General features: G+C 59.7%; 18 protein-coding genes. 8 read left to right on the plus strand and 10 right to left on the minus strand.

The annotated features are described in order from the left end of the window. Nucleotides 1-24: 24 nt before the first annotated feature. Together BLW70_RS24925 and BLW70_RS24930 are read right to left on the minus strand one after the other, a co-directional pair. Entirely contained in the window at nucleotides 25-393 is a 369-nt protein-coding gene (locus BLW70_RS24925) for a DUF6124 family protein (protein ID WP_074878508.1), read from the minus strand. Nucleotides 394-615: 222 nt separating this feature from the next. Continuing rightward, nucleotides 616-1164, minus strand: a complete 549-nt coding sequence (locus tag BLW70_RS24930) for a DUF4174 domain-containing protein (protein ID WP_074878510.1) — start codon at nucleotides 1162-1164, stop codon at nucleotides 616-618. 177 nt (nucleotides 1165-1341) lie between these two features. Here BLW70_RS24930 and BLW70_RS24935 point away from each other — a divergent pair, with 177 nt between their 5' ends. Continuing rightward, complete coding sequence (locus BLW70_RS24935) at nucleotides 1342-1710, plus strand: VOC family protein (protein ID WP_074878512.1); 369 nt, start codon at nucleotides 1342-1344, stop codon at nucleotides 1708-1710. A gap of 42 nt (nucleotides 1711-1752) precedes the next feature. Here the strand turns inward: BLW70_RS24935 and BLW70_RS24940 are convergent, their stop codons facing one another. Both BLW70_RS24940 and BLW70_RS24945 read right to left on the minus strand, forming a co-directional pair. After that, entirely contained in the window at nucleotides 1753-2538 is a 786-nt protein-coding gene (locus tag BLW70_RS24940) for a sulfite exporter TauE/SafE family protein (protein ID WP_074878514.1), read from the minus strand. A gap of 207 nt (nucleotides 2539-2745) precedes the next feature. Then, complete coding sequence (locus BLW70_RS24945; protein WP_074878517.1) at nucleotides 2746-3495, minus strand: hypothetical protein; 750 nt, start codon at nucleotides 3493-3495, stop codon at nucleotides 2746-2748. A gap of 253 nt (nucleotides 3496-3748) precedes the next feature. Here BLW70_RS24945 and BLW70_RS24950 point away from each other — a divergent pair, with 253 nt between their 5' ends. The 3 genes from BLW70_RS24950 to BLW70_RS24960 all read left to right on the plus strand — a co-directional run bounded on the left by BLW70_RS24950 (nucleotide 3749) and on the right by BLW70_RS24960 (nucleotide 6454). Then, a complete protein-coding gene (locus BLW70_RS24950; RefSeq protein WP_074878519.1) occupies nucleotides 3749-4897 on the plus strand; it encodes an aldose epimerase family protein in 1149 nt (382 codons plus the stop codon). Nucleotides 4898-5132: 235 nt separating this feature from the next. Continuing rightward, nucleotides 5133-5954 (plus strand): aldo/keto reductase, encoded by an 822-nt coding sequence (locus BLW70_RS24955; protein WP_074878521.1) that lies wholly within the window; start codon nucleotides 5133-5135, stop codon nucleotides 5952-5954. A 29-nt stretch (nucleotides 5955-5983) separates the two neighbouring features. Then, nucleotides 5984-6454 (plus strand): DUF1810 domain-containing protein, encoded by a 471-nt coding sequence (locus BLW70_RS24960; RefSeq protein WP_074878523.1) that lies wholly within the window; start codon nucleotides 5984-5986, stop codon nucleotides 6452-6454. Here BLW70_RS24960 and BLW70_RS24965 read toward each other — a convergent pair. Then, nucleotides 6419-8779, minus strand: a complete 2361-nt coding sequence (locus BLW70_RS24965) for a DNA polymerase II (protein WP_162493973.1) — start codon at nucleotides 8777-8779, stop codon at nucleotides 6419-6421. The genes BLW70_RS24960 and BLW70_RS24965 overlap by 36 nt on opposite strands. Before the next feature lie 344 nt (nucleotides 8780-9123). Here BLW70_RS24965 and BLW70_RS24970 point away from each other — a divergent pair, with 344 nt between their 5' ends. After that, nucleotides 9124-9564, plus strand: coding sequence for a CBS domain-containing protein (locus BLW70_RS24970; protein WP_074878529.1), 441 nt, complete (start codon nucleotides 9124-9126; stop codon nucleotides 9562-9564). A 1-nt stretch (nucleotide 9565) separates the two neighbouring features. On the opposite strand, the gene BLW70_RS24975 is transcribed toward BLW70_RS24970, so the two are convergent. Further along, nucleotides 9566-10189, minus strand: a complete 624-nt coding sequence (locus BLW70_RS24975) for a glutathione S-transferase (protein ID WP_074878531.1) — start codon at nucleotides 10187-10189, stop codon at nucleotides 9566-9568. Nucleotides 10190-10486: 297 nt separating this feature from the next. Here BLW70_RS24975 and BLW70_RS24980 point away from each other — a divergent pair, with 297 nt between their 5' ends. Continuing rightward, complete coding sequence (locus BLW70_RS24980) at nucleotides 10487-10888, plus strand: hypothetical protein (protein WP_074878533.1); 402 nt, start codon at nucleotides 10487-10489, stop codon at nucleotides 10886-10888. 80 nt (nucleotides 10889-10968) lie between these two features. Here BLW70_RS24980 and BLW70_RS24985 read toward each other — a convergent pair whose 3' ends face one another. Continuing rightward, nucleotides 10969-12063 (minus strand): DUF1615 domain-containing protein, encoded by a 1095-nt coding sequence (locus tag BLW70_RS24985; protein WP_074878536.1) that lies wholly within the window; start codon nucleotides 12061-12063, stop codon nucleotides 10969-10971. A gap of 339 nt (nucleotides 12064-12402) precedes the next feature. Here BLW70_RS24985 and BLW70_RS24990 point away from each other — a divergent pair, with 339 nt between their 5' ends. Continuing rightward, a complete protein-coding gene (locus BLW70_RS24990; protein ID WP_074878538.1) occupies nucleotides 12403-13938 on the plus strand; it encodes an FAD-dependent oxidoreductase in 1536 nt (511 codons plus the stop codon). Between the two features lie 43 nt (nucleotides 13939-13981). On the opposite strand, the gene hemB is transcribed toward BLW70_RS24990, so the two are convergent. From hemB to BLW70_RS25005, 3 genes are all read right to left on the minus strand, one after another. Next, nucleotides 13982-14956, minus strand: a complete 975-nt coding sequence (gene hemB / locus BLW70_RS24995) for a porphobilinogen synthase (RefSeq protein WP_046047616.1) — start codon at nucleotides 14954-14956, stop codon at nucleotides 13982-13984. Nucleotides 14957-15107: 151 nt separating this feature from the next. Next, nucleotides 15108-15950 carry a PhzF family phenazine biosynthesis protein gene (locus BLW70_RS25000; protein WP_074878540.1) on the minus strand — a complete coding sequence of 281 codons (843 nt, stop codon included), beginning with the start codon at nucleotides 15948-15950 and terminating at the stop codon, nucleotides 15108-15110. An 18-nt stretch (nucleotides 15951-15968) separates the two neighbouring features. Continuing rightward, nucleotides 15969-16682, minus strand: coding sequence for a glutathione binding-like protein (locus BLW70_RS25005; protein WP_074878542.1), 714 nt, complete (start codon nucleotides 16680-16682; stop codon nucleotides 15969-15971). A 370-nt stretch (nucleotides 16683-17052) separates the two neighbouring features. Here BLW70_RS25005 and BLW70_RS25010 point away from each other — a divergent pair, with 370 nt between their 5' ends. Beyond that, nucleotides 17053-17727: a histidine phosphatase family protein gene (locus BLW70_RS25010; protein ID WP_074878545.1), complete on the plus strand. Its 675-nt coding sequence runs from the start codon at nucleotides 17053-17055 to the stop codon at nucleotides 17725-17727. Nucleotides 17728-17779 lie beyond the last annotated feature (52 nt).

A 17779-nucleotide genomic window follows, 5' to 3' on the forward strand; every position in this document is an offset into this window, starting at 1 on the left:
GCCCATTGTCGTTACTGCGTCAGCTCAATGCAGAGTCGGCGGCTGAGCGTCAGGCGCACCACTTCTCGGATCAAGATTTTCCCGCGCCTGATTCACCAACAACTCGGTGACCGCCGCCAATTGCTGGATCGACAGCAGCAGCTGGCGGTTCGAACCTTCCAGTTTTCCGGCAAAACTCGCAATCAGCACATTCAGGGAGGCAAGGTTTTCGCAGGCCTGATTCAGCAGGGTCAGCGTGTCGACACCAGGCGCAACAGTGAAAACCTGCCGGGTCGTGGGGGTACGCCTGGGGCTTTGGGTAACGGCGCCTTTTGCGGTTTCACACGGCTTCGCGGGATCGAGTTGATCGGCACCGTTTGGGGTTTGCGATGGATGCTTGCTGAACTTCTTCACAGACGAGGCTCCTTTTTGTGCCATTGGTGTTTACGTCCCTGGATCCCTCAGTGTCGCGGATTCCCACGTCCGACCGCTATTTCGCGGTGGCTGACGAAGGCTAGCCGTGCGCTCTGACAGAAACCAGTTCATAAACACCGACAGGACTTGCAGGAAACTTCCGAGACCAATGGAAATCGGTACATCGCCCCCCGAAACACGCGTTTTTTTTAGCCGCCGAGTTCAATCATCCGGCATTTCAGGCGGCTTGGCAGGCTTCGCCGGTTTGCCCGGTTTTGCTCCCTTGGCGCCCTTGGCCGGTTCGGCTTCCGTGACCGGCGGTGGTGTCGGCACTGTGGCTTGTTGCTCCGTCGCCGGCAATTGGTCGACGGCGGCGAAAATCTCCTTCAGCTCGATCGTTCCCGATTGCTCAAGTTTCTTTTCCCCGTCCTTGCCCACCAGGATGACTTTGCTCTTGGCGCCAGCCCCCAACTTGAGCGAACGGATCAATGCCGCCGTGTCTTGCGGCCCCAGGTCTTTGCCCTCGCGCTGGCCCATCAGATTAAGCACGGTGTACAGGACCATGTTTCGCTCGGTGAACCCCTTGCGATTGGCCGGTTCATCCAGCGACTTTTTCAGACTGACCCACGTGGGATCGACCGTGCTCGGCGCGATGACAATCAACGGCCGGGACCTGCCCTTGTCCATGTCCAGCGGTGAGCCGTCATCGGCAGCGAGCAAGGGGCCGGCGAAAGCCAGCAGGGTAGTCAGGGTCAAAGACCTGATGAGCATGCGCATCTCCTTTTGATATCCACGCTCTAATGATTGCGCATCGCGGCGTTCGTTCCGGGTGACGCACGCAATATGTCTCGCCTGCCCCAAGCTTAGGTCAGGGCGGTCATTGCGCAACAGCCTGAGCTAATCTCATAAATCAATAACATCGCCCTGATCCGCCGTGAGGACCTCTGCATGAGCGCTCAGTTGAACCACACCATCGTCTGGTGTCGCGACAAGCAGATATCAGCCAACTACCTGGCAGACATCCTTGGCCTGCCCAGCCCCGAACCCTTCGGCCCGATGCTGATCGTCAAGTTCGACAATGGCGTGTCGCTGGACTTCTACGACAATGACCCGCCGATTGCCTCCCAGCACTACGCGTTTTTGATCGGTGACGAGGATTTCGATGCGGCCTTCGCCCGCCTGCAAGCCCGACAGCAACCCTGGTGGGCCGACCCCGGTAAACAACGACCGAACGAGATCAACGATTACGGCGGTGGCCGACGGGTTTACTTCGATGACCCGGACGGGCATCTGCTGGAAATTCTGACTCGGCCCTGAGCGCGCCTGCCAGGCTGGTTTGTTTGTGCAACCGCGGCCCGATCAAAAGGCCAGTTTGTACCCGATCAGCACCAGCATCGTGGCCAGGCAAGGTCGCAGCACTTCATCGGAGATGCGGCCAGTGAGGTGGCTGCCCAAGTAAATTCCCGGTAGCGAACCGATCAGCAAGTAACCCAATACGTGCCAATCCATGTTGCCCATGCTCGCATGGCCGAGGCCGGCCACCAGGGTCAGCGGTACGGCGTGCGCGATTTCCGTGCCCACCAGGCGGCGGGTCGGCAGCATCGGATAGAGAATGAACAACGCAACGGTGCCCAGGGCGCCGGCGCCGATGGAGGTCAGGGCAACCATGGTGCCGAGGACCAGGCCAGTGATCACGGTCAGCGCATTCAAGCGATTGCCGCTGGGGTTGTAATGACCGCCCGCGCGTTTGTGGGCGAAATCGAGCAGGCGTTTCTTGAAGAAAATCGCCAGCGCCGTGGCAAACAGGACAAAGCCCAAGGCCTGTTTGATGACCGCGTTCATCGCCTCCGGGGACGTTTGCAAGGTGCTCAGGAACCACAACGTCAGCGCCACCGCCGGCACGCTGCCGAGGGTCAACCAACCGGTGATGGCCCAGTCGATGTTCTTGTTCTTTCGATGAACCAGCACGCCACTGGACTTGGTGATCGCCGCGTACAGCAAATCCGTCCCCACTGCGGTGGCCGGATTGACACCGAACCACAACAGAATGGGGGTCATCAACGAACCGCCACCCACGCCTGTCATCCCGACAATAAAGCCGACCACCAGACCTGCCACGACTAAACCGAAATTACCGAATTCCATTAACACGCCCACAAAAACGCATGAAAAATCAGGCCCGCAGCATAGCGATTTTTCTTATAACCACTTATATCGATGCGAACTATCGTTATACCTAAAGCCCACACACGCTCCTGTGGGAGTGAGCCTGCTCGCGATGACGGACTCACAGCCAGCATCATTGCTGAATGTTAAACCGCTATCGCGAGCAGGCTCACTCCTACAAGGGGTTCACTGTACTGGCAGGAAATTGAGGAACAGCAAACTCTGCGCGTAATTTAAGCCGATCCGGCGGTAGCGCTCGTCCAGCATCTGCGTCAGCAGGTCCAGCCGGGCGACGATCTTGCCGAACTCCACGGCAAAACTCAGGTTGCTGCCCTCCTCCGAGATTTCGTTGGAGAACAGTAAAGGCTCGCCGTTCCTGTTTTGCCGCTGGCTGAGGATCCAGGTGGCTTTCTCGATGTTGCGGGCCGCATTGCTGACGAACGTCGGGTTGATCGCATCCGTCATGTAGAACTCGAGCCGATTGCCGTGCGCAGTGACGAGCATGCTGCCAATGGCATAAATGAAGGCACCGACCCGGTCGCCGAGAAACTCCGGGCTCATGGCATAACTCAGCGCTGCCAAGTCTTTTTTGCCTCCCAGGGTCGGCAGCGGCTGTTGCTGTTCGATGGCCATGCGCACTTGTTTGCCCGCGGTGCGGGCGTCAAGGAAGCCGGATTTTTTCAACTCGTCCGGGTTGCGCAAGTAGAGCTTGCTCATCAGCAGGTAGAGGCTGTCGAGGTTGTCGCGCATCGCCAGGGTCGCCATGCGGTCGACGCTGGTCTGGAGAAATTCCTGGGGTTTGCCTTCGCGGAACTGGTTGACGATATCGCTGCCCTGCTGCTGGCTGCACCCGGAGGCGGCGAGCATCGACAAGCAAGCCAACAGCAGGCAACGGCGGCGGATTCGCGGGGTGGTGCGGGGTAAAACTCGAGCCATGGGTTATCGAACTTGGGCATGGGCCGGCGGTGGGGATTCGCCGCAGGCTGGCCAAGGGTAGAGCCGTGAATCCTGGAAAAGTGCAGTGCCGACCGTCCGCAAGCGTTGGAACCCGTTAAGCGACGCCATCAAATTAGTCATACTTTATAATTGCAACATCGCCTGCATAAGCTATAAATCCTTCCTTGCTCCTATTAAAAACCGATTAGTAGTATGACTACTTTGTCAAAAACAATAAAAAGGAAGGTCAACCATGCTTCAATCCCGATACCCGTTCTGCGCCCTTGGACTGTCTCTGATGATCGCCACCCTCTCCGCCCAGGCCGCCGGCCTGTCCAGCGAACACAAGGCCTTTGGCAAAACCAATGACGGCACGCCCGTCGAGCAATACATCTTGCGCAACAGCCATGGCCTGACCGCCACGGTCATTACTTACGGCGGCATTTTGCAGTCGCTGAAAGTGCCGGACAAAAACGGCAAGTTCGACGACGTGGTGCTCGGTTTCGATGACGTGCAGGGCTACCAGAGCGGCACGGCGTATTTCGGTGCGACCATCGGGCGCTTTGGCAATCGCCTGGCCAACGGTGCTTTCGAACTGGACGGCAAGCGTTATCAGGTACCGCTCAACGACAGTTCCAATTCGCTGCACGGCGGCCCCCGGGGTTTTGACAAGCACGTCTGGGAAGCCCAACCGAGCAACGGCAAGGATTCGGTCGGCGTGACCCTGACCTACCTGTCGGCAGACGGTGAAATGGGCTTCCCCGGCAACCTGAGAACCGAGGTGACCTACAGCCTCAACGAGCAAAACGAGTTGCGCATCGACTACAAGGCTTCCACCGATAAAGCCACAGTGTTGAACCTGACCAATCACAGCTATTTCAACCTGGCCGGCGCCGGCAACGGTGATGTGCTGAAACAACTCGCCACCCTGCACGCCAGTCATTACACGCCGGTCACCGGCAAGCTGATCCCTACCGGCGAACTGGCCCCGGTGGCTGGCACACCGATGGACTTCACCCAGCCGACCGCCATTGGCAAGCACATCAAAGCCGATCACCCTCAGTTGAAATTTGCCGAACCGAAACAGGGCGGCTTCGATTTCAACTGGGTGCTGAACGCCGCAGGTGATGTGGGCCAACTCGCCGCCGAGGTCAGCGATCCGCAATCCGGTCGTCGCTTGCAGCTCTACACCACCGAGCCTGGTGTGCAGTTCTACACCAGCAACTTCCTCGATGGTTCGGTCAAGGGCAAGGCTGGCAAGGTCTACCCGCACTGGGGCGCGTTCACGCTGGAGACCCAGCACTACCCGGATTCGCCGAATCAGCCGAACTTCCCGTCCACGCGCCTGGACCCGGGCAAGACCTATGCCCAGAGCACGGTGATGAAGTTTTCTACCCAGTAAGGCCCAATGCGATCATGTAGCAGCTGCCGAGCCTGCGAGGCTGCGTCCGAGGACGAAGTCCTCGCAACTCCTGCGCACGCGGTATTCCTGAAACACCTCATTGTTTGATTCGGCGACTGCTTCGCAGCCGAACGCAGCCTCGCAAGCTCGACAGCTGCTACAGGTCGATGGAACCACCGGGGTATTCTGTTGCCAACCGAAGGAGTACTCATCGATTCAAAATAAGGAGATTTGAATGCGCACCCTCGAACTGGCCGGCGTCAACGTACCGGTGATCGGCCAAGGCACCTGGCGCATGGGCGAAGACCGTTCCCGGCACACCCAGGAAGTGGCGGCATTGCGCCTGGGTATCGAACTCGGCATGACCCTTATCGATACCGCTGAAATGTACGGCGAGGGCGGCGCTGAGGAAGTGGTCGGTGAAGCCATCACCGGCAGACGTGATGAAGTGTTTCTGGTCAGCAAGGTCTACCCGCACAACGCCAGCCGCAAAGGGATTCCCCTGGCGTGCGAACGCAGCCTGCGGCGGCTGGATACCGATTACATCGATCTTTACCTGCTGCACTGGCGCGGCCAGTACCCCCTCGAAGAAACGGTCGAAGCCTTCGAACGCCTGCGGGTCGAAGGCAAGATCGGTCGCTGGGGCGTTTCCAATTTTGATGTCGATGACCTGGAGGAACTGGCCTCATCGGCCTGTGCCACCAACCAGGTGCTCTACAACCTGGAAGAGCGCGGCATCGAGTTTGATCTGCTGCCCTGGAGCCGCCAGCATCGAATGCCACTCATGGCCTACTGTCCGATCGGTCAGGGTGGGCCTATGCTGAACCATGCAACGCTCAAGCAAATAGCCGCCCGTCACCGTGTGACGCCGGCCCAGGTAGCGCTGGCATGGATGCTGCGTAACGAAGGCGTGATCGCCATCCCCAAAGCGGTCCGCCCCGAGCACCTGCAACTCAATGCGCAAGCGGCGCAATTGCAACTGGAGGCTGGGGATCTGGAGGCGCTGGAACAGGCGTTTCGCGCGCCACAACGCAAACAGCGATTGGCCATGGTCTGAGCCATCGCAGTCTGTCAGAGGGCTTCGGCATGAGAAGCACTGATCAGGACGATTCCTTTAATCTGCAACGCTTTATCCAGGCACAGGACCCGGTGTACAAACGGGTCCAGGCCGAGCTGAACGCCGGCCACAAGCGCAGTCACTGGATGTGGTTCATCTTTCCGCAATTCGCAGGGTTGGGCGGCAGCGAGATGTCCCGCCACTTTGCCATTCGTTCCAAAGAGGAAGCTGCGGCGTACCTCAATCATCCACTGCTGGGCTCACGGTTGCACACCTGCACGCAAATGGTGCTGAACATCGAAAAAAGCTCGGTCGCCAGCATATTCGGCCATCCCGACGATCTCAAGTTTCACTCTTCCATGACACTGTTCGCCCAGGTTGCCGGCGCCAACAGCGACTTTCATCAAGCACTTGATCAGTATTTCCACGGCATCCTGGATGACTGGACGTTGTTGCTGCTGGACTCAAAACAGGCCCAGTTGCCCACCAATCAACGTTGAAAAGTCGTCGTCCACGAAGGGCAGAATGGCGTCCGCCACCGGTTGCAGTTGCCGGGTGACATAGTGGTCGTAGTCGATCGGCGCGCTGCGGATTTCCAGCGGCTCGGGCCCGGCGACGGTGATCACGTAACTGATCCAGCCACCGTTCTGGTATTGCCGCGGACGGCCCTGCTGGTCGTTGTACTCATCGGCAATCCTTGCGGCTCGCACATGGGGCGGCACGTTGCGCTGATAGTCATCGAGGGTGCGGCGCAGGCGCTTGCGGTAGATCAGGCGATCGTCGAACTCCCCCGCCAAGGTCTTGCGCACGTAGTCGCGCACATACTCCTGATAGGGTTTGCGATTGAAGATGCGCAGGTACAGCTCCTGCTGGAATTGCCGGGCCAGCGGCGACCAGTCGGTGCGCACGGTTTCCAGGCCTTTGTAGACCATTTCGTCGGCGCCATCGGCGCGGGTCACAAGCCCGGCATAACGCTTCTTGCTGCCCTCCTCGGCGCCACGAATGGTCGGCATCAGAAAGCGCTTGTAGTGGGTTTCGAACTGCAACTCCAACGCACTTTCCAGACCGTATTGCTGCTGCACATGCTCGCGCCACCACTGGTTGACGTGATCCACCAGCGCGTGGCCGATCTGTGCGGCTTCTTGCTGACCGTGGGCACGACGCAGCCAGACGAAGGTCGAGTCGGTGTCGCCGTAAATCACCGTGTGGCCTTGGGCTTCGATCAGCTGTCGCGTACGCAACATGATTTCGTGACCGCGCAGCGTGATGGACGACGCCAGGCGTGTGTCGAAGAAGCGGCAACCGCTGGAACCGAGCACGCCGTAAAAGGCGTTCATGATGATTTTCAGGGCCTGGGACAGCGGCGCATTGTGTTCGCGCTTGGCGGTTTCACGCCCTTCGGCGACCCGGGCGACGATGGCGGGCAGGCAATGCCGGGTTCTGGAAAAACGCGCACCGCGAAAGCCTGGCACCGACTCGCTGTCATCCGGATGTTTAAGGCCCTCGATCAAGCCCACCGGGTCGATGAGAAAGGTACGGATGATCGACGGATAGAGGCTTTTGTAGTCGAGCACCAGCACCGATTCGTACAGGCCCGGTTGCGAGTCCATGACAAACCCGCCGGGGCTGGCTTGCGCAGGCTTGTTCCCAAGGTTCGGCGCGACGAAACCCTGGCGGTGCATCAGCGGCATGTACAGGTGCGTGAACGCCGCCACCGAGCCGCCGCTGCGATCCGCCGGCAAACCGGTGACGCTGGCCCGTTCCAGCAGAAAGGTCAGCAGCTCGGTCTTGGCGAAAATCCGCGTTACCAGCTCGCAGTCTTTGAGGTTGTACTTGGCCAGGGCCGGTTTGTCCTCGGCGAACATGCGGTTGATTTCGTCCATGCGCTGGTACGGGTTGTCGATCGACTTGCCCTCGCCAAGCAGGGTTTGCGCGACGTTCTCCAGGCTGAACGAGGGGAAACTCCAGGTCGCCGAGCGCAGGGATTCGATGCCGTCGATGATCAGCCGGCCCGCGGCCGAGGCGAAGTAATGGGTGCGGCTCCCGTGTTCGCGCCACTGCATTTCTTCGCCGCCACGCCCCAGTTTCAGCGGCACCGCCAGCCGCCGGGCATGTTCGTGGAGCACGCGCAGGTCGAACTGTACGACGTTCCAGCCGATGATCGCGTCGGGGTCGTGGCGGGCGAACCATTCGTTGAGTCTTTTCAGCAGCAGGGTTCGGGAATCGCAGTATTCGAGCTGGAAATCCACCTCGCTGCCGTCGCCATTGGGCGGCCCGAGCATGTAGACCTGGCGTTCGCCGCAGCCTTCCAGGGCGATGGAGTACAGCTCGCCCTGAGCGGTGGTTTCAATGTCCAGGGAGACCAGCCTGAGGCTCGGGCGATAGTCGGGGTCGGGTTTCATCTGGGCATCGAGCAGCAGGCCCTCGGCGTTCGGCGTGCCACTGAACCGGACCGGCGCGGTGATGAAACGCTCCATCATGTAGCGTTCCGGCGGGCGCACATCGGCTTCGAACACGTCGACACCGGCCTTGCGCAGTGCGGTTTCCAGACGCATCAGTTGACCGTGCTGCTGGCAGTACAGACCGAGCACCGGGCGGTGTTCGAAATCCAGTAACGCCAACGGCCTCAGCTCAACGTTCTTTTCGCCGCGAAGCAACGCTTCAGCCTGATCGCGCTGGGCGGCGGGAATGAACGCCACCGAGGGTTGATGAGGCAGGCGGATCCGCTGGGGACCGGTGTCGGTCGCCAGCCAGAACTCAACTTCCGTACCGGCCGGGGTATCGCGCCAATGCCGGGTCAGGACGAAGCCCCGCTGTAAATCCACCACTGCAACCTCAAGATTTGATTCAAGGCGCAATTCTACGCGTCATCCAAGGCGATAGCCCGTCTCTGCGAGGTGGATGCAATCCCTGTGGGAGCGAGCCTGCTCGCGAAAACGGTGTATCAGTCGACACCTGTATTGACTGACCCGCGGTCTTCGCGAGCAGGCTCACTCCCACATGGATCGAGTCAGCCCATGGATCAATGAATAACTGTGGAAAATTTCAGGTTTACCGAAGAAAAACTGCTGAATGGCGTTTTTTGAGCGTTATCTGCCGCTTTCTGCCTTGCCCTCAGCGCCGGTGTCTACGATTCTTCAAGGACAACGACAACACCTGAGAAACTGCCATGAAAACCGTCGCCCAACTGCTGAAGTTAAAGGCTGAACAGAATCATGAGGTCCACACCATTGCACCGCATCAAATGGTGCTGGAAGCCCTGATGGTCATGGCCGCCAAAAACGTCGGCGCCTTGCCGGTCTTGAGAAATGGCGAGGTCGTCGGCATCATCAGCGAGCGTGACTATGCGCGCAAACTCGTGCTCAAGGGCCGCTCCTCCGTCGGTACACCGGTCGAAGACATCATGGTGTCGCCGGTGATCACCGTGGACACCCGTCAAACCGTCGAAACCTGCATGGGCATCATGTCCGACAAACGCCTGCGCCACTTGCCGGTGGTGGAAAACGGCCAGTTGATCGGTTTGCTGTCGATTGGCGACCTGGTCAAGGAAGCCATCGCCGAACAGGCTGAATTGATTCGCCAGTTGGAGCAGTACATCCGCGGCGAATAGATCAACCCGGCCAATGCCGCGCAAAGACCGGTGCCAATGTCGGGTGCCGGTCAATGCGCGTAAGCCACGCGAAAAATCCGGGCCTTGCACTGCGCAAATACTCGCGACTGCCCGCCCATCTTGAAACCACCGCCGCCAGCACATCCAGTGCCCCCGGCGTCTCGTCGCCCAGATACAAATCGCCCGAAAACTGATCGGCAAACACCTCCCAACTCCGGTGCAGTCGCGCGCGGGCGCCGGCCATGAGGTTTTGCCTGGACGATTCATCCGTCTCGGCCAGCCAGCGCTCGGGGTAGTCGATGATGCCAATCGCCGAATAGCAATTGCTGACGATGTACACCAGGCCGCGAATGGCCTGATCCCGCTCGGCGGCGTTTTTCGGCAACAGGTTTGATTGGGGGAACGTGAGCCCCAGGTGAATCAGAATCGCCGCGCTCTCGGTGAGAACGCTGCCATCGGGCAATTGCAGGGTCGGGACCTGTTTGAGCGGATTGAGCTTCTCCAGCGCGTGGGTCGCCTCGGGAGAGGTTTCAACGTCGATGAAGCGGTAAGGAATTTCGCACAGCTCCAGTGCCGCTTCTATCGCGGCAGCGCCGGAGTTCTGGTGTCCGTATAGCTGGTACATATCGCGCGCTCCTGGCGAAACGAAAACAGAATCAGCAGACGAGCGAATACTCGTCATCGGCCAGTCTAGCCGGTGAACAAGGGCGCGGTGGCGCCATGCTCGCCTATGAGCATGGCGTCGAACGCTGGTCACGATGGCGGCCGAGGTGGGGAACTGGAACATCACGCTCATGTGGGGTGAGTCGTCCTTCCTATCATTGCCGTCGATGTTCACCATCACGGCAATGAAGTTCTCATAAAAAATCCGCGGCGTAACATCAGCCTCACACCCAACAACTACACCCCGGAGCACACCATCATGAAACGCCAAACTATCCTCAGCATTGCTTTCTCGGTTTTTGCAGTTAACGCTTTCGCCGCTACCTCTGTTCACCCGGTTGTCGCTGAAGGCGGCTCGGATCGTCTGATTGAAAGTCGTGTGGCCGAAGGTGGCTCCGATCGTTTGATCGAAAACCGCGTTGCTGAAGGTGGTTCGGATCGTCTGATCGAGAACCGCGTCGCAGAAGGTGGTTCAGATCGTCTGATCGAGAACCGCGTCGCTGAAGGTGGCTCCGATCGTTTGATCGAGAACCGCGTCGCTGAAGGTGGTTCGGATCGTCTGATCGAAAACCGCGTTGCTGAAGGTGGCTCCGATCGCCTGATCGAGAACCGCGTCGCTGAAGGTGGTTCGGACCGTCTGATCGAAAGCCGCGCTGTATAAATGAATGGTTTTACCGTGGTACTCAATGAAAAACCCGGCCTTATCAGCCGGGTTTTTTTACGTCTGTCTTTTGCGCTCGGTCACTTGCCGGCCCGCGCCATGCAACGCTGATAGCGCTCATCGACCCGCTTGGCAAACCATGCCGTGGTGAGTTTGCGGGTGATCTTCGGGCTTTGCAGCACAATCCCCGGCAACACCGCACGCGGTAATGGCCGACCTTCCGCCTGTTCGGCCAGGGCAAAAACCCGTGCATAGAGCTGGGTGTTCTCGAATTCGAAGTTTTTGCCCTCCTCCAATTGGTCGCGAATGGTCGGATTGCGCATGCCCAGTTGCTTGCCGAGGGTGCGCACCGCCAATTCCGTGGTGCCTGGCATGATCGAATCGTAGCGAACCAGGTCACCATCCAGCGCCAGCGGTATGCCCGACGCGCGACTCACTGCGTTCTGAAACGCGGCATTGCGGCTGGCGTACCAACCGGCATTGAAATCGGCAAAGCGATACAGCGGTTGTTTGTAGCTCGCCGGATAACCGAGCAAGTGGGCGATACCGAAGTACAGGCCGCCGCGACGACTGAATACTTCACGACGGATCGAGCCGTTCACCGGATACGGATAGGTCTTCGCCTGTTGCTCGGCGAAATCGATGCTGACTTGCATCGGTCCACCGGTGCGCACCGGGTTGAGCCCACCGAACAGCGTCCGGCCCATGGGCACAATGCCGATGAAGTCATCGAAGATCGAGCTGAGCTCTTTTTCGCTGCGCGCCGCATTGAGCCGTTCGCTGTAGCTTTTGCCATTGGATGAACTCACCTGCAGCGCACCGCTCACCAGCAGGCCGGGAATGTGGGCTTTGTCGGCACGGCGGTCGATTTCCGCGCGGGCGATTTTGCCCAGGCCCGGTACCGGCGGGTCCACCTGGAAAGTCGATTCCTGCTCGGTGACCGCCAGGACCGAGCACAGGTTTTGGGTGGATGGATAAATGTTCTGGGCAGCAAATGCTACGTAGATATCGGTCGCCCAGCCCTGGCGATCGGTGGTTTTTGCCGGCAGCAGGCGCACGATCTCGGCCTTGACCTCGGCAGGCTTGCGCGCCGGGGGCTCTTGCGTGCGCTGAGTACCGCAACCCGCCAGCACCAGCAGCGCGGCGACGCTCATCATCAATCGTTTGGCTTGCATGTTGCTCCATCAAATCCGTTGAGCCGGGGTAACCATACGATCAATGGCATGGCGCAGGCTATGACTCTCACCGCCCCCCACTGTTCCCTGTAGCAGCTGGCGAAGCCTGCGTTCGGCTGCGAAGCAGTCGTGAAATCAGACGATGCGGTGTTTCAGGAAGACCGCAAACTCAGGTTTTACGACTGCTTCGCAGCCGAACGCAGGCTTCGCCAGCTGCTACGGATCGCGTTTTGGCTTGGTCGGCATCAGGGCTGCGGGGCCTTTCTCCGTTTGGCAGACAACCCGCCCGTCCGTCGCGGCTGAACCATACTTGAGCCACACACCGAGGAGGACAGGCTCATGAACCGTAGCGACGTACTGATCATCGGCGCCGGCCCGACCGGACTGGTGTTAGCGCTGTGGCTGAGCAAGCTTGGCGTGCAAGTGCGCATCATCGACAAGACGTCAGCACCCGGAACCACGTCGCGGGCGCTGGCCGTCCAGGCGCGGACGCTGGAGCTGTATCGCCAGCTCGACCTCAGCAATGCCGTGGTGCAGAACGGTCATCGAGTGGCCGCCGCCAATTTCTGGGTCAAGGGCGAACCCGTGGCGCGCTTGCCACTGAGCCGCATCGGTGAAGGCCTGACGCCCTATGCGTTCCTCGAAATCTTTCCTCAGGACGAACACGAACGGCTGCTGATCGACCGCCTCGAAGCCTTTGGCGTCCAGGTTGAACGCAACACTGAGCTTGAGAATTTCGTGGAAACCGGTGACGGCATCACCGCCTTTTTGCGCTTGGCCGATGGTCAGGAGCAAACCTGCCAGGCCTGCTATCTGGCGGGTTGTGACGGTGCCCGGTCGATCGTGCGCAAAACCCTGGACACCGGTTTCCCTGGCGGCACCTACCAACAGGTTTTCTACGTCGCCGACGTGCAAGCCAGCGGGCCGACGTTCAACGGCGAACTGCACGTGGATCTCGATGAAGCGGATTTTCTCGCAGTGTTTCCCTTGGCCGGTGAAGGCCGCGCCCGTCTGATCGGCACCGTACGCGACGAACGCGCCGACCAGGTCGACACCCTGCAATTTGAAGACGTCAGCAGCCGGGCCATCGAGCATATGAAAGTGAAGATCGAGCAACTGAACTGGTTCTCGACCTACCGCGTGCATCATCGGGTGGCGGATCACTTTCAAACCGGGCGCGCGTTTCTATTGGGTGATGCCGCCCACGTCCACAGCCCCGCCGGGGGCCAGGGCATGAACACCGGCATTGGCGATGCCATCAACCTCGCCTGGAAACTCGCGGCGGTGTTGAGCGGCGGCGCTGAGGCCAAACTCCTCGACACTTACGAAACCGAGCGCATCGCGTTTGCCCGCAAACTGGTCGCCACCACCGATCGGGTGTTCAGCTTTGTCACGGCCGAAGGGCGCATCGCGGATTTACTGCGCACGCGCCTGACGCCGTTGTTGATTCCGAAAATGGCATCGTTTGAGGCGTCCCGCGAGTTCCTGTTTCGCACGGTGTCGCAGATCACCCTGAATTATCGCGGGATGCCGTTGAGCGCGGGCGTTGCCGGTCATGTTCATGGTGGCGATCGCCTGCCGTGGGCTCACGATGGTGAGGGGGACAATTTCGAATCGCTGAAGTGTCTGACCTGGCAGGTGCATGTGTATGGCGACACCAGCGACGAAATGATCGCCTGGTGCCACGAACATCATTTGCCCTTGCATGTGTTTGACTGGCGGCCGGCGTTTGAAGCGGCGGGGCTGGCGCGTAACGGGTTTTACCTGTTGCGACCGGACACGTATGTGGCGATTGCCGACAATTCTGCCGATCCCAAGGTGATCGAGCGGTACTTGCGGGATCACGGGATCAGGCCGTTTTTTGGCGTCCGCTGATGATCGTTCCCACGCTCTGCGTGGGAACGATCACGTCAAGATCTCAGATCCCGGCCAGCGCCAGGTCCATCGCAAAGTAAGTGAAGATCAGATCCGCCCCGGCCCGCTTGATCGCGCCAAGGCTCTCACGCACCACGCGATCTTCATCGATCGCCCCGGCCTGGGCGGCGAATTTGATCATCGCGTACTCGCCGCTCACCTGATACGCCGACAGCGGCAAGCGCGAGGCTTCACGGATGTCGCGGATGATGTCCAGGTACGCCCCGGCCGGTTTGACCATCAGCGCATCGGCGCCCTCCTGCTCGTCCATCAGGGATTCGCGCACGGCTTCGCGACGGTTCATCGGGTTCATCTGGTAGCTTTTGCGATCGCCCTTGAGCGCGCTGCCGCCGGCTTCACGGAACGGACCGTAGAGTGCCGAGGCAAACTTGGTCGAATAGGCCATGATCGCGGTCTGGTTGAAACCCGCTTCATCGAGCGCCCGGCGAATGGCCTGAACCTGCCCGTCCATCGCGGCCGACGGGGCGATCACATCGGCACCGGCACGGGCCGCGGCCACCGCTTGCTTGCCGAGGTTAATCAGGGTCTGGTCGTTGTCGACTTCATGGTTGTGCAGCACGCCGCAATGACCATGGTCGGTGTACTCACAGAAGCAGGTGTCGGACATCACGATCATGTCCGGCACCGCATCCTTGGCGATGCGCGACATGCGCGACACCAGACCGTTATCGCTCCAGGTGTCGCTACCGTTGCCGTCCAAATGGTGCGACACGCCGAACGTCATCACCGACTTGATCCCGGCGCGGGCATATCGCTCGATCTCACCTGCCAGTTTCGACTCCGGGATACGCATCACGCCGGGCATGCTTTTGATCGGGACGAAGTCATCGATCTCTTCCTCAACGAAAATCGGCAGCACCAGATCGTTCAAGCTGAACTCGGTTTCCTGGAACAGGCTGCGCAGGCTCGCATTGCGGCGCAGGCGGCGTGGACGTGCTTCGGGGAACTGACTGGACATGTGGATTTCCTGAGAAACGGAGGACGAGACGAAAGTCGTAGGGGGCGAAGCTTATGCCTTGCAAGGCGCGGGGTACAAACCTCGATCGCAGAATAAGCCCTTACCGGTTCGGCAATAATCACCGCGATACAGGGGTTTGCGGCAAGTTCTGCTAGAGCGTCAAGGTTCCGCTGATGCAGGTCACCACCGCGCCGCCGATCCAGATCTCGTCGCCCACTTGCTCGACCTGAATGCGCCCGGCGCGGCCCATGGTCAGGCCCTGGCTGACCACATAGGACGTCGGCGCCAGTCCTGCGTTGAGTAACCACTGGGCAATTCCGGCGTTCAGGCTGCCGGTGGCGGGGTCTTCCGGCATGCCGTCGCCGGAGATGAACGCCCGTACTTCGAACTGTGCGTCATCACCATCACGCTCGGGATGCCAGGGCGCGATGACACCGACGGCCAGGCCAAGCATTTGCGAATGATCCGGTTGCAGGTCCAGCACCTGCTGGCGATCCTCGACCATCACGGCCAGCCACCCCGCACCGTTGTCGACCCACTGAGTGCGCACGATCGCCCCCGATTCCAGGCCTAGCCCCCGCCGCACCCGTTCCACCACATCGGCTTCCACCGGCCCGGTTTTGAGCAATGCCGGTGCGAGAAAGGCCAGCTCTGCCCCTTGTCGACGAACCCGCACCAGCCCCACGCCGCATTCCTGAATGATCTCTTCGCCCTTGGGCACACCACCGGCCTCCAGCCACGCATGGCAGGTGCCCAGTGTCGGGTGACCGGCGAACGGCAATTCGCTCAGGGTGGTGAAAATCCGCACGCGATAGTCAGCGCGAGGATCGCGCGGTTCGAGTATGAATGTGGTTTCGCTGAGGTTGGTCCAGCTGGCGAACGCCGCCATGTACTCATCGCTGAGCTCATCGGCGCCGAACACCACCGCCAACGGATTGCCCTTGAGCGCAACACGGCTGAAGACATCTACTTGCTTGAAATCGAATGAGTGCATGGCCTTCCTTGGTATTGATCAAATCGAAGCGTTTGGCTTGGGGATTTCCAGCCCGCGCATCACCGCCGGCCGCGCCAGAAAGCGCTCCAGCACCCGCGTGACGTTGGTGAAGTCGTTTATGCCCACCAGCTCGCCAGCCTCATAGAAGCCGATCAGGTTGCGCACCCAGGGGAAGGTTGCGATGTCGGCGATGGTGTAGCGCTCGCCCATGATCCAGTTGCGCCCTTCCAGACGGTTATCGAGGACATTGAGCAGGCGTCTGCTTTCATCGACGTAGCGGTCGCGGGGACGTTTGTCCTCGTAGTCCTTGCCGGCAAATTTGTTGAAAAAACCGAGCTGGCCGAACATCGGCCCGATGCCGCCCATCTGAAACATCAGCCACGCAATGGTCTCGTAGCGAGCCGCCGATTCCTGGGCCAGCAGTTGCCCGCTCTTGTCGGCCAGGTAAATCAGAATCGCCCCGGACTCGAACAGTGCCAGGGGTTGGTCCCCCGGACCGTGGGGGTCGAGGATCGCCGGGATCTTGTTGTTGGGGTTCAGCGAAAGAAATTCGGGGGACATCTGGTCGTGGGTGTCGAAGGCCACCCGATGCGGCTCGTAGGGCAGTCCGATCTCTTCGAGCATGATCGACACCTTGACGCCGTTGGGAGTCGGCAAGGAGTAAAGCTGGATCCACTCGGGGTATTGAGCCGGCCATTTTTGGGTAATCGGGAACGCGGACAGATCGGTCATGGGAAGCATCCACACGAAAAAAGTCGACGCTGATCATAATGTAGGCTTGGCGACGGCCGCGAATTTTTGGCGTTATCAATATTGCTGATGAGCAAGATCAGAAGATCGCAGCCTGTGAATGGCGCCGAGACCTGTACTGTGTCCATAAATCCGCAACATCCTGTCGATAACCTCTGCTCTAACCCATCTCAGGTTGCCGCTACAGTGCTGCGCACTCGCTCGGATCGAACCAAATGGGCTTCAGAGGACTCTGAGCATTGCCCTTTCGGAAACGGACCGGCCCAACGACATGGAAAACACCCGATGCACGGAGCTGGCGGTGTAAAGGTTTGTCAGCCTTAACTGAATGCGCTGAAGATCACCTATTCAAATGATGAACCTTTTCAAATTCGCCCAACGCTTCAAACATCGCGCGTATGTCCTCCTGCCTTCCCTGTTGGCGGTCAGCGCGCTGTTCCTGTCCCTTGAGTCCAGCGAAAGCCGCGCCCAACCAGCGGACGGCACCCAGACGCTGGTGTTCCTGCGCCATGCGGAAAAACCCGCCGGCGGCCTCGGCCAGCTCAACTGCCAGGGCCTGAACCGTGCCATCGACCTGGCCACCTTGTTGCCGGAAAAATTCGGCAAGGCCAACTATGTGTTTGCCGCCAACCCGACGCGCAATGTCGAAGAAGGCGAACTGGACAATTCCTACAGCTACATCCGTCCCCTGATGACCATCAGCCCCAGCGCGATCAAGCTCGGTTTGCCGGTGAACATCAATTTCTCGGCCAACGACACCAGCGACCTGGCCGATGAATTGCTCCACGACAAATATCACAACTCGGTCATCTACACCGCCTGGTCCTCCGGCTACCTGCCGGAGCTGATCAACAGGGTTGCTGGAGAAGCCGTTGGCAAGAAACAGAACATTACCGATGACTGGGAATCCAGCGACTACGACTCGCTGTACGTGCTCACTCTGACCTGGCACAACGGCAAGGCCAGTGTGCAGAGCCACGCCTACAAGCAAGGTCTGGATAATGGGCAGGAGACTTGTCCGACATAAGCTTTAAGGGATTTGGTGCCTGTCAGGGCCTCATCGTCGGAACGCCGCCCGG

The organism is Pseudomonas frederiksbergensis, assembly GCF_900105495.1.
Taxonomy (GTDB): domain Bacteria; phylum Pseudomonadota; class Gammaproteobacteria; order Pseudomonadales; family Pseudomonadaceae; genus Aquipseudomonas; species Aquipseudomonas frederiksbergensis.

Coding starts and splice junctions, on each gene's coding strand:
- BLW70_RS24930 (WP_074878510.1), bottom strand. CDS start 1,164: ATGCTCATCAGGTCTTTGACCCTGACTACCCTGCTGGCTTTCGCCGGC.
- BLW70_RS24935 (WP_074878512.1), top strand. CDS start 1,342: ATGAGCGCTCAGTTGAACCACACCATCGTCTGGTGTCGCGACAAGCAG.
- BLW70_RS24940 (WP_074878514.1), bottom strand. CDS start 2,538: ATGGAATTCGGTAATTTCGGTTTAGTCGTGGCAGGTCTGGTGGTCGGC.
- BLW70_RS24945 (WP_074878517.1), bottom strand. CDS start 3,495: ATGGCTCGAGTTTTACCCCGCACCACCCCGCGAATCCGCCGCCGTTGC.
- BLW70_RS24950 (WP_074878519.1), top strand. CDS start 3,749: ATGCTTCAATCCCGATACCCGTTCTGCGCCCTTGGACTGTCTCTGATG.
- BLW70_RS24955 (WP_074878521.1), top strand. CDS start 5,133: ATGCGCACCCTCGAACTGGCCGGCGTCAACGTACCGGTGATCGGCCAA.
- BLW70_RS24960 (WP_074878523.1), top strand. CDS start 5,984: ATGAGAAGCACTGATCAGGACGATTCCTTTAATCTGCAACGCTTTATC.
- BLW70_RS24970 (WP_074878529.1), top strand. CDS start 9,124: ATGAAAACCGTCGCCCAACTGCTGAAGTTAAAGGCTGAACAGAATCAT.
- BLW70_RS24975 (WP_074878531.1), bottom strand. CDS start 10,189: ATGTACCAGCTATACGGACACCAGAACTCCGGCGCTGCCGCGATAGAA.
- BLW70_RS24980 (WP_074878533.1), top strand. CDS start 10,487: ATGAAACGCCAAACTATCCTCAGCATTGCTTTCTCGGTTTTTGCAGTT.
- BLW70_RS24985 (WP_074878536.1), bottom strand. CDS start 12,063: ATGCAAGCCAAACGATTGATGATGAGCGTCGCCGCGCTGCTGGTGCTG.
- BLW70_RS24990 (WP_074878538.1), top strand. CDS start 12,403: ATGAACCGTAGCGACGTACTGATCATCGGCGCCGGCCCGACCGGACTG.
- hemB (WP_046047616.1), bottom strand. CDS start 14,956: ATGTCCAGTCAGTTCCCCGAAGCACGTCCACGCCGCCTGCGCCGCAAT.
- BLW70_RS25000 (WP_074878540.1), bottom strand. CDS start 15,950: ATGCACTCATTCGATTTCAAGCAAGTAGATGTCTTCAGCCGTGTTGCG.
- BLW70_RS25005 (WP_074878542.1), bottom strand. CDS start 16,682: ATGACCGATCTGTCCGCGTTCCCGATTACCCAAAAATGGCCGGCTCAA.
- BLW70_RS25010 (WP_074878545.1), top strand. CDS start 17,053: ATGATGAACCTTTTCAAATTCGCCCAACGCTTCAAACATCGCGCGTAT.